Genomic DNA, 13,596 nt, shown 5'->3' on the forward strand with positions numbered 1-13,596 from the left:
CAGCAGGTATGACTCCTGAGACCACGGGACGCACGCTCCGCCAGCCGCGCACGCTCGACCAGTCCTCCAAGCTCAAGGACGTCCTCTACGAGATCCGCGGGCCGGTGCTCGCCCGGGCCAACCAGCTCGAGGCAGAGGGGCACCGCATTCTCAAGCTCAACATCGGCAACCCCGCGCCGTTCGGGTTCGAGGCTCCGGACGTGATCATGCGAGACATGATCGCCGCGCTCCCGCACGCGCAGGGTTACTCGGAGTCCAAGGGCATCCTCTCGGCCCGCCGCGCGATCTTCACGCGCTACGAGCTCGTCCCCGACTTCCCGCACCTGGATGTCGAGGACATCTACCTCGGCAACGGGGTCTCCGAGCTCATCACGATGACCATGCAGGCACTTCTCGACGACGGCGACGAGGTCCTCATCCCGGCCCCGGACTACCCGCTGTGGACCGCGATGACCTCGCTCGCGGGCGGCAAGCCGGTCCACTACCTCGCGGACGAGGACAACGACTGGAACCCGTCGCTGGAGGACATCGCCTCCAAGATCACCCCGCGCACCAAGGCCATCGTGGTGATCAACCCCAACAACCCGACCGGCGCGGTCTACTCGAGAGAAGTCCTGCAGGGAATCGTCGACCTCGCGCGGGAGCACAGCCTGCTCATCCTCGCCGACGAGATCTACGACCGGATCGTCTACGACGAGGCCGAGCACACCTCGATCGCGACGCTGGCACACGACCTGCTGGTGCTCACGTTCAACGGGCTGTCCAAGACGTACCGCGTGGCGGGGTACCGGGCCGGCTGGGTCGCGATCACCGGTCCCAAGGCCCACGCCGCGGGATTCCTCGAGGGTCTCGAACTCCTGGCCTCGACGCGACTGTGCCCGAACGTGCCCGCACAGCACGCCATCCAGGTCGCGTTAGGCGGCTACCAGTCGATCAACGAGCTGATCGAGCCCGGCGGGCGTCTGCACGAGCAGCGCGGCATCGCGTGGGAGAAGCTGAACGCGATCCCCGGCGTGAGCTGCGTCCGGCCGATGGGCGCGCTCTACGCCTTCCCCCGGTTGGACCCCGAGGTGCACGAGATCCACGACGACCGGTTGTTCGCCCTCGACCTCCTCGAGCGGGAGCGGATCCTCGTCACGCAGGGCACCGGCTTCAACTGGCCGAACCCAGACCATTTCCGCGTGGTCACGCTGCCCGCGGCGCGGGATCTGGGTATGGCGATCGAGCGGATCGGCAACTTCCTGGCGTCCTACCGCCAGTAGTCCTCCGGGCCGCGTCACCGCTTGGGCCGCCGGGCCGCCGGGGCGGCACGGACCGCCGGGGGCGGCACGCGCCGCGATCAGTCGGTCAGACGGTCGGTGCGCGGTGTGCGGCGGCCGGATCGACCGCGAGCCCGACGGGCGGCAGGGCGTCGGTGGTGCCACCCGCGCGCGCCGCTGCGCTCCCGGCGGGCCATGCGCCCGCAGCGTGGCCCGCGCCGGCGCCATATCCGGCTCCCGCAGCCCCGGCGACTCCCCCAGCCCCGCCGAATCCGGTGCCGACGACCGTGGGGACGCCACGGCCGAGGGCGCGGTAGGTCCAGCCGGCCTCGCGCCAGCGGTCGGCGGGCATGCAGTTGCGCCCGTCCAGCAGGACCCGGCCCCGCGCCACCTCGGCGACCGCGACCGGATCCAGCTCGACGAAGTCGGCCCACTCGGTGGCCACCAGCACCACGTCCGCGCCCTCGCACGCCGCCAGCGCGGACTCGGCGTACGTCAGGGTCGGGAACAGGGCCCGGGCGTTGTCCAGCGCCTGCGGGTCGTACACCACCGCGCTCGCGCCCTTGAGCGAGAGCATCCCCGCCACGTTCAACGCGGGAGAATCCCGCACGTCGTCGGAGTTCGGCTTGAACGCCGCCCCCAGCACCGCGACGGTCTTGCCGATGACCGTGCCGCCGCACGCCTCGACGGTCAGGTCGACCATCCGCTCGCGGCGCCGCATGTTGATCGAGTCGACCTCACGCAGGAACGTCATCGCCTCGTCCGCGCCCAACTCCCCGGCACGCGCCATGAACGCCCGGATGTCCTTGGGCAGACACCCCCCGCCGAACCCGAGCCCGGCGTTGAGGAACCGCCGCCCGATCCGCGGATCCATACCGATCGCATCCGCCAGCACCGTCACGTCCGCGCCGGCGGCCTCACACACCTCCGACACGGCGTTGATGAAGCTGATCTTGGTCGCCAGGAACGCGTTCGCGCTCACCTTCACCAGCTCCGAGGTCGCCAGGTCCGTCACGATCACCGGACACGGATCCGACTCGAGGATCGGCGCGTAGGCCTGCTCGACCAGCTCGCGGGCGAACCCCTGTTCGTCCGGCCCGCCGGGCAACCCGATGACGATCCGGTCCGGCGTGAGAGTGTCGGCCACCGCGAAGCCCTCGCGCAGGAACTCCGGGTTCCACACCACCTCCGCGCGCACGCCGTCCCGGGCGTGCCAGTCCGCGACCCCCTGCAGCCGCGCCGCCGTGCCCACCGGCACCGTCGACTTGCCCACCAGCACCGCGTCCGCGGTCAGAAGCGGCACCAGCCGGGTCACCACGTCCTCGACATAGGTCGTGTCGGCGGCGAACTCGCCCTTGCGCTGGGGCGTGCCCACCCCGATGAAGTGCAGGTCCGCGAACTCGGCGGCCTCGGCGTAGTCGGTGGTGAACCGCAACCGGCCCGACTCGACGTGCCGTAGCAGGATCTCCGGCAGACCCGGCTCGTAGAACGGCACCTCGCCCCGGCGCAGCCGCTCGACCTTGGCCTCGTCGACGTCCACCCCCAGCACCTCGTGGCCCAGCTCGGCCATGCAGGCGGCGTGGGTGGCGCCGAGGTATCCGGTCCCGAACACGGTCATACGCATGGCGCCGTTCTACCGCGTCAACGCGTCGCGGTGGGAACGCGCTGGTGAACGACGGTCGAGCAGTGAGCGCCGCGCGACGCGGGCGCGGGGTTCACGCAGCTGCCGGACGCGCCCGTGCCCGCTCGGCTCAGCGGAAGTTGAGGTACGCCTTCGACGCCGTCGGTCCGCGCTGGCCCTGGTACTTGGAACCCACGCTCGCGCTGCCGTAGGGGGTCTCGGCGGGACTGGAGAGCCGGAACAGGCACAGCTGGCCGATCTTCATCCCGGGCCACAGGGTGATGGGCAGGTTCGCGACGTTGGACAGCTCGAGGGTGATGTGCCCGTCGAAGCCCGGGTCGATGAAGCCGGCGGTGGAATGGGTGAGCAGCCCCAGCCGACCGAGTGAGGACTTGCCCTCGAGTCGGCCGGCGAGGTCGTCGGGCAGGGCGAGCCGCTCGAGGGTCGCGCCCAGGACGAATTCGCCGGGGTGCAGGACGAAGGGATCGCCCTCGGCGACCTCGACCAGTTCGGTCAGCTCGTCCTGCTGCAGGGCCGGGTCGATGTGGGTGTAGCGCGAGTTGTTGAAGACACGGAACAGCCGGTCGAGGCGGACATCGATGCTCGACGGCTGGATCAGCGCGGGGTCGAGGGGGTCGATGCCCAGTCGCCCGTCGGCGAGCTCGGCGCGGAGGTCACGGTCGGAGAGCAGCACGGTCCTGAGGGTACCGGGCGCCCCCGGCGAGCAGACGGAGCTGGGTGCCGAGCTCGGCGACGCCCGTGCACGCCTCCGCGAACGGCAGTCGCTCGCGACGGATCCGGCCCTCGCGGTCGACGAGCTCGATGTCCACGCCGGCGCGGTCGATGCCGATGAGCAGGGGCCGCACCGCGGGGAGGCAGCGGCAGACGCGCAGCGCGATGCGCGGGACGACCTGGCAGCGGGGGTCGTTGAGGTGGTCGAGCCAGTGGCCCTCGAGGTCGGTGAACGGGTCGGGGCCGGAGGTGGCGAGGTCGTCGGGCGCGATGTCGGTGACGCCGTCGTCGTCGGCGAGGACGATCTTGTCGGCACGGAACCGGACGAGGGCGGAGTCGGATCCGACGCCCAGGAGAGCGGAGTCGGGGAGGTCGCGCGCGATGTCGGCGGCGGTGATCCGTTGGGCGCGCGTCCCCGTCTGTTCGACGCGTCCCTCGACGACGACGATGCGGCGGCAGCGACCCTGGGCCACTCCCCCGACGATCTCGTCGAGTACCTCGAGTCGGGCGGTGACCCCACCGAACCCGATGGACGCCGCGTCGGCAATCGGGATCACCAGGCTGAGGTCGGCGGTCCCCGGGCTCTGGTGCACGAGGGCGACCGTCGGGGTGGCGGAGCCGAACGTGAGGGTGGCGCGCGGGCACCGGCGTAGCGCTGAACTCGCCCGCTCGGCCGGCTCCGGTACGGGTCCCACCAGTGATCGCATGCCCTTGCCTCTCGTCGTCGCGGTTCCCGTTTCCCGTCCCGGCGCCTCAGGGATTGACGCCGGAACGGGAAGCGGGTGCGGGGACGTGACTACCCGCAGCGATAAACTTAGGTAAGGCTTACCTCAAAGGCAAGGGTTTTCAGGAAACTTTTGTGTGACAGATCACCGTGCCATCTCGGCGAGGGCCCGGTGGACGTCGTCCGAATCGGCACAGACCTGCGGGAACGGCACCCGCAGGAGCTCGCGGAACCCGGAGTGCACCGAACCGATGTTCACGTCGACCCCGTAGCTGTCGATGCCCGCGAGGCACGGCCGTGTGCCGGCGATCTGCCGGCCGGCGCGCAGCGCGAGGCGCGCGGCCAGACCCGGGTCGTCGGCCAACCGGCGCAACCACACCTGTTCGTCGACCGCGATCGGGTCGACGCCCGCGGCGGCGAGGTCCGACCGCGGCACCAGGTGCACCCCGTCCACGGTGACGTAGCTGATCTCCAGCGGCTGCAACTCGCTCAGCCGGAGCGATCCGACGTCGCCACTCCCGTCCGGTCCGCCGCCGTCCGCCGCGACCAACCTGCGCCGTCGTGCCGCCGACGAGGCCGTCACGATCCCCGAGAGGGTGACGATGCCGCGGGCGACCGCGCACTCGTCGCCGTAGCCCTGCTCACGTCCCCCGCACGGCGCGGGACGGCCGTCGACGGAGAACGAGGGGCGCGGCGCGGAGCCACGACACCGGCCCGTACAGACGGTGTCGACGATCTCCACGGTCGCGGAGGCGCCGGCGGCCGCGACCCGGGCGGCGTCCCCCGCCTCGCGCGACGCCCCGCCGACGTCGACCACGAGCACCACGACGCCGTCGTCACGGACCCGCGCCGACCGCAGCGGGCGCCGCAGCATTCCCGCCCCCACCGTTCCCGACGCGCCTCGCGCGAGCACCGTCCGCACGCGTTCCGCAACGGGCCGGTCCGTCACGTCGTCCATCACGCACCTCCTGTCAGCGGCGCCCCTCCGCCGGGCGACCGTCCGCGCAAAACGGACTATCCTCCAGTTCAGCGTCCGGCGGGGTCGGTTCCTTCCCGGATGCGCCCGGAATCGCCGTGAGACCGGCCACATCGGGCGCCCGCCCCGCCCTCGGCGACCCCCCTCGAGCCGCCACGGATATGCGCCGACCACAGCTGACGTGGTGAAATGGGCCCATGGACGAGTTCAGGGAAGAGCCCTCGAAGTACATCTGGCGCTGGACCCAGTGGTCGTGGGTGTGCGTCGGCGTGGGCGTGCTCATCGTGCTGATGGGGATCACCAGCGGCGGGTCCGTCACCCCGTGGATCATCGGCGCGATCGCGGTGGCCGTGATCGGCGGCGTGGCGTTCGGGTTCGTCCCCCGCGCCTCCCTCGCACAGCCCAAGCGGCCCATGACACCCGGCGCGAAGCGGAAGGCCGCCCGGAAGTGACCCCGGGCGCCCTGCGCCACGCGGGGCTCGTGCTAGTCTGAAAGCCGCCTCGAGCAGGCACCGCCGATGTAGTTCAATGGTAGAACTTCTGCTTCCCAAGCAGACAGCGCGGGTTCGATTCCCGTCATCGGCTCCACATGACAAGGCCCTCCCGCCCGGGAGGGCCTTCGTCGTCTCCGGGGCGACACTTCCCCCTCGGGCACCACTTCGGACGTGCGCGCCGACGCTTCAGACCCCCACTACTGTCGGCGCTTAGTGCACGATGCACAAACCCAAAGGTGAACTTCGTCACATCTCACGATGATCGACCTGCTCAGGCTGGGTAGTGTCCGAGATCACACAGGCCGTGACGAGGAGTCGATGTGAAGCCCGTATATCTACCGAGAGTGCTGGCGGACCGGTTCGGGGACGCCCCCGCCGTCCGCGACGAGAACACACAGATGACGTTCCGCGAGCTCGACGCCAAGGTGACCGCGGTGGCCTGTCAGTTCCGCGAACACGGCGTGACCAGCGGAGACGTGATCGCCGTGATGCTCCCCAACCGGAGCGAACTGGTCATCTCCATCTTCGCCGCCTGGTACCTCGGCGCGGCGGCCACCCCGATCAACCCCAGTTTCACCCATGACGAGGCCGAGCACCAGATCGCGGACGCCGACGCCGCGCTCGTCGTCAACGCCGGGCACGGGTCCCCCTCAGGGGGCCGTCCCGCGATTAGCGTCGATGACCTAAGGACTTCGGCGGACGCGACGGACCTCGAGCCCGTCGACATCGCCGGGGACGACCTCGCGCTGGTGATCTACACCAGCGGCTCAACGGGACGCCCCAAGGGCGTGATGCTCACCCACGACAACGCGACCGCGATGTCCGCGATGATGGTCGAGTCCATGAAGATGACGGCGGACGACCACTGCCTGCTCGTGCTCCCCCTGTTCCACGTCAACGCCCTCATGGTCAGCCTCCTCGCCCCCCTCCGGGTCGGCGCACAGCTCACGATCCTCGGCGGGTTCGACGCGACGAGGTTCTTCGACACCGTCGAGCAGCGGCGTCCCACCTACTTCTCCGCCGTCCCCACCATCTTCGCCCTGCTGCTCAGCAAGGCCGAGGGGCGACGACCCGACATGTCCTCTCTCCGGTTCGCCGTCTGCGGAGCGGCTCCGGCCACGCGCGAGCTCCTCGCGGCGGCCGAGGAGTTCCTCGACGCGCCGATCCTCGAGGGATACGGCCTGACCGAGGCCACCTGCGCATCGGCGGTGAACCCCATCGACGGCCCGCGCAAACCCGGCACCGTCGGACCGGCCCTGCCCGGCCAGCGCATCCGCATCGTCGATGACGCTCTGAACGACGTCCCCACCGGGCAGACCGGCGAAGTCCTCATCACCGGCCCCACGGTGATGGCCGGCTACCTCAACAGGCCCGAGGCCACCGCCGAGACGATCGTCGACGGATGGGTGCGCACGGGCGACGTCGGCCGACTCGACGACGACGGGTACCTCACTATCGTCGACCGCCTCAAGGACATGATCATCCGCGGCGGCGAGAACCTCTATCCCAAGGAGATCGAGAATGCGATCGGCAGCCTGCCCGGCGTGCTCGAGGTGGCCGTGATCGGTCGCCCCGACGACGTCATGGGGGAGGTCCCCGTCGCGTTCGTGGTCCCCTACCCCGGCGCCGACCTCACTCCCGAGGCCGTGACCGACCACTGCCGCAGACACCTCACCCGGGCGAAGGTGCCCGTGCACGTCGAGATCACGCCCGAACTGCCCAAGAACCCCGTCGGCAAGATCGACAAACCCGGCCTCCGGGCGTCACTGGCCGCCTGACCTCATTCCCTCCCGCGCCCCACCCGATCCCTCATCCTCATCCCGTCCACCAAGGAGTACCAATGGCATTTCTCCAAGCCGACGTACCCGATATCGATCCCGACAAGTTCGAGTCGATACCGGTCACGGAGCGGATGAAGCTGCTCGCCCACCACTGGGTCGACCACGGCTTCGGCGCCCCGAAGATCATGCACTCCCTCTATCTCGTCAAGGGCCTGTTCTTCTTCATCGGCGGCTGGCTGATCATCGGCCTGTCCACGCCCGGGCTGCCGCTGACGGACCTCGGCGCCTGGTGGGGCGAACTGATCGTCTACCAGAAGGCGATGCTGTGGGTCGTCCTGTGGTCTGCCACCGGATTCAACGAGTCCTGGGGGCCGCTGGCGTTCAAGTTCAAGCCCAACACCGCCGGCTACCGCTATTGGATGCGCACCGGAACGCTCCGGCTCCCGCCGTGGCCGGAGAAGGTGCCACTGACCAAGGGGGACGAGCGCAAGGCCATCGACGTGGCCCTGTACTTCGGGATGCTCGCCAGCCTCTTCCTCGGCCTGGTGCTGCCGGGCCAACAGACGGCGGCCGCCTACAGCGAAGCGGGCCTGGTCCCGGCCTGGCCGTTCATCACCTACGTCGCGCTGCAGCTCGTCCTGAGCCTGCGTGACAGGGTGACGTTCCTCGCCTCCCGGCCCGAGCAGTACTCGGTCATCCTGCTGGGCTTCGGCGTGCTCACGATGTACGGCGGCGGCAACGTGGACATGATCATCGTCGCCAAGATCGCCATGTTCGCCGTGTGGTGGGGTGCGTTCATCTCGAAGATCGGCGTCCACTTCACGCCCACCGTCCAGACGATGCTCACCAACGGTCCGCTGGTCAGGTCCAAGGCGCTGCGCAGGTCCCTCTACAAGGACGCCCCGAACGACCTCATGCCCACCAGGGTGGCGTGGTTCGCCGCGCACGTCATGGGCACGATCGTCGAGTTCGTCGTCCCGCTCATCCTCCTGTTCACCACCAACTGGACCGTCGCGGTCCTGGCGGCGGCGTTCATGATGTGCTTCCACGTCTTCATCTACTCGATGTTCGCGCTGGCCATGCCGCAGGAGTGGAACCTCTTCTACGTCTTCGCGACACCGATCGTGTTCCTGGCCTTCTTCAATGGTGACGGCTACGCACTGTGGAACGCGAGCAGTCCGTGGATCGTGGTCGCCGCCGCCGTGCTCACACTGACCGGACCGATCATCGGCAACTTCCGCCCGGACAAGATCTCGTTCCTCATCTCCATGCGGCAGTACGCCGGGAACTGGGCGAGCTCCACCATGGCGTTCCGGAACAACGGGTGCGAGGCCAAGCTGGACAATCCGGAGTTCGTCACCTCGATGACCTCCCCCAAGCACCAGCTGTCGAGCCTGTTCGGCGAGGCCGGCGCGGAGATGTTCCTGCAGAAGACCACCGCGTTCCGGATGATGAACACCCAGGGCCGGGGCCACATGTCCATCTTCCCCGACCACGTGGACAGCATGGAGAACTACCGGTTCCGCGAGGGCGAGGTCATGTGCACCTTCTTCTCCGGCTGGCAGTTCGGCGACGGCCACCTCTTCGACGAGCGGACGATCGCCGCTGTGCAGAAGCGCTGCAACTTCGCCCCGGGCGAGTTCCTCAGCGTGTGGACCGAGTCCCAGCCGCTGCACAAGAAGACCATCGAGTACCGGGTGATCGACGCCGCCCTCGGCGTCGTGGAGCGTGGGCACTACGACGTCCGCGACGTGGTGAAGGAGCAGCCCTGGCTGCCCGACGGGCCCATCCCGTACACGGTGACCTGGCGCCATCCGGAGTACCTGCCGGCCGCGGAGCGCGCTTCGGCGGAGGTGCCGTCGTCACCGGGGGCCGAGGGCGAGCTGTCCGTCGCCCCCGCCACGGCGGGCCACGACGAGTCCACGGTCGGGATGAGCTGAGTCCATGCCGACAGCGATCATCGTGGGCAGCGGGCCCAACGGTCTCGCCGCCGCGTTGACCCTCGCCGCCGACGGAGTCGATGTGACCGTTCTGGAAGCATCCGACGCCGTCGGCGGCGGCACCCGCTCCGGCGAGATGACCCTCCCGGGCCTTCTGCACGACCAGTGCTCGGGCTTCCACCCCCTGGCGCTCGACACGGGATTCAGCCGCCAGTTCGACCTCGAGTCGAACGGCCTACGGTGGGCCCTGCCCGAGGTGCAGTACTCGCATCCGCTGGACGGCGGTCGAGGAGCCGCGGTGTGGCAGTCGGTCGACCGGACAGCCGCCGACCTCGGGGCGGACGCCGCGTCCTACCAGCGGATCTTCGGCCCCCTCACCGCACGGTTCCCTCAGATCACCGAGGACTTCCTCCAACCTCTCCTCCACTTCCCGGAGCATCCCCTGGCACTCGCCCGGTTCGGCACGTACGCCGCCTTGCCCGCCGGTGTACTGGCCCGCCGATGGCGAACCGACGAGGCGCGGGCCCTGTTCGCGGGCGTCGCCGCTCACGCCTTCCGTCCCCTGGGGTCGCTCATGTCCTCCGCCATCGGAGTCGCGCTCGGCACAGCGGCCCACCGGTACGGCTGGCCGGTTGCCGTCGGCGGATCGGTGTCGATCGCGTCCACGATGGCGAGGATGCTGGTCTCGCGTGGCGGGCGTATCGAGACCGGGACCACCGTCCGCGACCACCGCGAACTGGGTGACCCGGACATCGTCATGCTCGACACCTCCCCGTCAGCGGCCGCCGGGATCCTCGCCGGGGTCCTGCCGCGCAGGGTCGAGCGGGCCTATCGGCGCTTCCGGCACGGTCCGGCCGCGTTCCAGGTCGCTTTCGCGGTCGAGGGCGGGATCCCGTGGTCGCACGAGCCGTCGCGTCGCTCGGGCACCGTCCACGTCGGTGGGACCCTCGCGGAGATCACCGCCGCCGAGCGGCAGGTCGTCCGCGGCGAGATGCCGGAGCGACCGTTCATCCTCGTCGGTCAGCAGTCGGTCGCCGACCCGGGCAGGGCCAGCAACGGTGTCCACCCCGTCGACGCCTACGCGCACGTACCGGCGGGATGGACGGGGGACGCCACCCAGACCATCATCAGCCAGATCGAACGTTTCGCGCCCGGCTTCCGTGACCGCGTCCACCACGTCCACACGCGCTCGGCCCGACAGATCGCCGAACACAACCCCAACTACGTGGGTGGCGATATCGTCACAGGCGCCAACAACCCCCGACAGTTGGTCTTCCGCCCGAGAGTCGCTCTCGATCCGTACTCGACCGGGGTGCCGGGGGTCTACATCTGCTCGGCGGCCACCCCGCCCGGCGCCGGTGCGCACGGGATGGCCGGGTGGAACGCGGCGCGCTCCGCTCTGGCCTATCTGGCCGGACGGTGATCCCGCAGGAAGGACACGGCACGGATCGGTCCCGGTAGGGACACGGACTTACCCTCACCCATGCTCAGCACCACGCCACAGAATCCGGAGCGGCTCCGGGAACTGACCCGACAGATCGGTCTGCGGCTCAGCCCCGAGACCGACGCCATCGCCGTCAGCATGACCGCCGCCATCGAGCACGCCATCGGCGAACTCACCGACGAGGACATGCGGGCCGCGCTCCACGCCAGCGTCGCGAACAACGTGGAGGTGATCATCGATCTGCTCTCCCACACCAAGGACGCGCACGACCTGCCGCCGCTCCCCGACGCGATGCACTACGCCGTGGTGCTCGCCCGGCGGAACGTGTCGAGCGCCGCGTTACGCCGCGCCTACCACGTCGGTTCCGACCGCCTCCTCGCGCACGTCTTCGACCAGGTGCAGGAGGTCGACTGCGCGGACCACGAGAAGCTCCCCCTCTACCACCACCTCGCCGGATGGCTCTATCAATACGTCGACGAGATCACCCGGACCGTCATCGCCGCCCACGAGGAGGAGGTGCGCTACTCGCACAATCAGGCGGCGCGCTCCATCAACTCGATGGTGAATCGCGTGCTCAACGGTGAGAGCGTCGACGCTGCCGAGTTCGAGAGGGTGACGAAGTACCACCTGGGCCAGGTCCACGTCGGCTGCCGGGTGTGGATCGACGACTACGGCGCCGTCGCCGATCAGGCCCGGCTACTGGCCAACCTCGTGGATCAGCTCGGGCGCGCACTCGAGGTGAGCCGGGCGCCGTTGACGGTCGCCACCGGCCGCGCGACCGCCGAGGCATGGTTCGGGAGAGAGGTCCGCACCGATGCCGTCGATACCCGGCGCGTCGCGTCGGTGGTGGCGGCGACCCGCGGGGCCCGCGTCGCGTTCGGCGCGCCCGGACGCGGGGTGGACGGTTTCCGGACCACCCGAATGCAGGCCGGACAGGTCGTGTCGGTCGCCCAGACCTCCACCACCGGCGAGGCACACGTCGTCTCCTACTCGGACGACGGGATCCCCGTCATCGCGCGCCTGGCCGGAGACATCACCACCACGAGGAGATGGGTCCGTGAGGTGCTGGGCGACCTCGCCGCGGACACCGAGGACGCCGCGCGCCAGCGCGAGACGGTCCGCGTGTTCCTCGATTCCGCGGAGAACTACTCGGACACCGCGTCCCGGCTGCTCCTGCACCGCAACACGGTCAAGTACCGGTTGACAAAAGCCGAGCACGAGCTCGGGCGTCGACCCGGGGACAGACGGCTGGACACCCAGTTGGCCCTGGCCACCTGCGAGGTGCTGGGCGACGTCGTCCTCACGCCCGCCGACAGCACACGCGGCGCCCGGTAGACGCAGCCGGTACAGCGGCCACGAGGTCCGGGCTCGGCGGACTCCCGGGTCGGGGACCGCGGGGGCCGCTCAGGTCGGGGTCCTGCCGTTCTCGCCACCTCGGCGCCGCAGGAGCTGGAAGCCCGGGATGCCGGCCACCGCCTCGAGGCACTGCTGCGCGACCTCGAGGATCTGGTGGACCTCCGGCGCGACGGTGTCCATCGAGGCAAGCACCGGCATGATGTCGGTCTCCAGGCTCTCGCCCAGCGCGGGCAGGTGGTCGATGAACTTCACGACCGCCTTGATCTCCTCCGGGTCGACCGACTCGAGGATCTCGTCGGCGATCGGCTCCAAAAGCGAGACGGTCTTGTCCGCCCACACGAGCACCTCGGTGAGACGTGTCGCGACGCGCCGCGCGACCTCCGGGTCGAGGTCTGCGTCGACGAGCAGCGCCTCCACGACCGGTTTGACGGGGGCCAGCGCGGAGTCCGCGAAGTCGATGAGCGGTCCGACACGCTCGATGAGCGAGCCCGCGTCGAGGACCAGCTCGTCCGCGGTGTCCACGGTCGCGCCGACCCGGGCGACCACTCCCTCTGCGGAGTCGATGGTCGTGCCGACCCGCGTCACGACCCCCTCCGCCGAATCGATGGTCGCGCCGACCCGCGTCACCACCCCCGCGGCCGAATCGATCGTGGCATCCACCCGACGCACCACGCCCTCCGCCGAATCGATCGTGGCATCCACCCGACGCACCACGCCCTCCGCCGAATCGATCGTGGCATCCACCCGACGCACCACGCCCTCCGCCGAATCGATCGTGGCATCCACCCGACGCACCACGCCCTCCGCCGAATCGATGGTGCCGTCGACCCGACGGACTATCCCCTCCGCGTCGGTCACCGTCCCGGCCACCTGGTCGATCATCTGATCGGCCCTGGCGACGGTGGTGCGGACGTCGTCGACGGTGCTGGTCGCGGAGGCGACGATCCCGTCGATCGCCCGCACGGTCCGGTTCACCTCGTCGAGCAGGACCTGAATCCGCTCGACCACCACCTCGACGTCGTCGAGCAGGGCCAGCACCCGAGCGGGCAGGAGGATCAACTCCCTGGCCACCCCGAGTTGCCACTCGACCACACGGAACGCCGCCCCCACTACGGAGACGGCGGAGGGCGCCCGCCGCTGGATCTCTGCCATGAGGTGATTCTGCCCCACCGGCTCTCGCGCCGCGGGCGCCCCGACGAGCCCGCCCGGGAACTCGCGAGGGGACGCGGCCTGCGGAAGCAGAGTCTTCCCTCACCTTGGACTGTTCGC

Annotated in this window: 10 protein-coding genes, 1 tRNA gene and 1 pseudogene; 7 read left to right on the forward strand and 5 right to left on the reverse strand. The window is 69.9% G+C overall.

Translation table 11 applies throughout. The features are described from left to right. The first annotated feature begins 8 nt into the window (after positions 1-8). A complete protein-coding gene (locus tag A6035_RS14685) occupies positions 9-1,262 on the forward strand; it encodes a pyridoxal phosphate-dependent aminotransferase (protein WP_108848535.1) in 1,254 nt (417 codons plus the stop codon). Positions 1,263-1,551: 289 nt separating this feature from the next. On the opposite strand, the pseudogene A6035_RS14690 reads toward A6035_RS14685, so the two are convergent. The 4 genes and pseudogenes from A6035_RS14690 to A6035_RS14705 form a co-directional block, all read right to left on the reverse strand. After that, a pseudogene (locus A6035_RS14690) lies at positions 1,552-2,883 on the reverse strand (UDP-glucose dehydrogenase family protein); the annotation flags it as partial. A 127-nt stretch (positions 2,884-3,010) separates the two neighbouring features. After that, on the reverse strand, positions 3,011-3,574 hold the full coding sequence (dcd, locus tag A6035_RS14695) for a dCTP deaminase (protein WP_063973835.1): 564 nt from the start codon (positions 3,572-3,574) through the stop codon (positions 3,011-3,013). Beyond that, entirely contained in the window at positions 3,555-4,319 is a 765-nt protein-coding gene (locus A6035_RS14700; RefSeq protein WP_108848536.1) for a hypothetical protein, read from the reverse strand. Before A6035_RS14700 ends, dcd begins: the two co-directional genes overlap by 20 nt. A 162-nt stretch (positions 4,320-4,481) precedes the next feature. After that, positions 4,482-5,294: a DUF2470 domain-containing protein gene (locus tag A6035_RS14705; protein ID WP_108848537.1), complete on the reverse strand. Its 813-nt coding sequence runs from the start codon at positions 5,292-5,294 to the stop codon at positions 4,482-4,484. Positions 5,295-5,509: 215 nt separating this feature from the next. Here A6035_RS14705 and A6035_RS14710 point away from each other — a divergent pair, with 215 nt between their 5' ends. From A6035_RS14710 to A6035_RS14735, 6 genes are all read left to right on the forward strand, one after another. Next, a complete protein-coding gene (locus tag A6035_RS14710; protein ID WP_108848538.1) occupies positions 5,510-5,764 on the forward strand; it encodes a hypothetical protein in 255 nt (84 codons plus the stop codon). A gap of 62 nt (positions 5,765-5,826) precedes the next feature. Continuing rightward, positions 5,827-5,900 (forward strand) — tRNA-Gly (locus A6035_RS14715). Positions 5,901-6,126: 226 nt separating this feature from the next. Continuing rightward, positions 6,127-7,584, forward strand: a complete 1,458-nt coding sequence (locus A6035_RS14720) for a class I adenylate-forming enzyme family protein (protein WP_108848539.1) — start codon at positions 6,127-6,129, stop codon at positions 7,582-7,584. A 62-nt stretch (positions 7,585-7,646) separates the two neighbouring features. Next, positions 7,647-9,527 (forward strand): DUF3556 domain-containing protein, encoded by a 1,881-nt coding sequence (locus tag A6035_RS14725; RefSeq protein ID WP_108848540.1) that lies wholly within the window; start codon positions 7,647-7,649, stop codon positions 9,525-9,527. A 4-nt stretch (positions 9,528-9,531) separates the two neighbouring features. Then, positions 9,532-10,950: a phytoene desaturase family protein gene (locus A6035_RS14730; RefSeq protein WP_108848541.1), complete on the forward strand. Its 1,419-nt coding sequence runs from the start codon at positions 9,532-9,534 to the stop codon at positions 10,948-10,950. 60 nt (positions 10,951-11,010) lie between these two features. Next, the gene (locus A6035_RS14735) at positions 11,011-12,306 is read left to right on the forward strand and encodes a PucR family transcriptional regulator (protein WP_108848542.1); all 1,296 of its coding nucleotides are present in this window, start codon (positions 11,011-11,013) and stop codon (positions 12,304-12,306) included. A gap of 69 nt (positions 12,307-12,375) precedes the next feature. On the opposite strand, the gene A6035_RS14740 is transcribed toward A6035_RS14735, so the two are convergent. Further along, entirely contained in the window at positions 12,376-13,479 is a 1,104-nt protein-coding gene (locus A6035_RS14740; protein WP_108848543.1) for a methyl-accepting chemotaxis protein, read from the reverse strand. Positions 13,480-13,596 lie beyond the last annotated feature (117 nt).

The organism is Dietzia lutea (genome assembly GCF_003096075.1).
GTDB lineage: Bacteria > Actinomycetota > Actinomycetes > Mycobacteriales > Mycobacteriaceae > Dietzia > Dietzia lutea.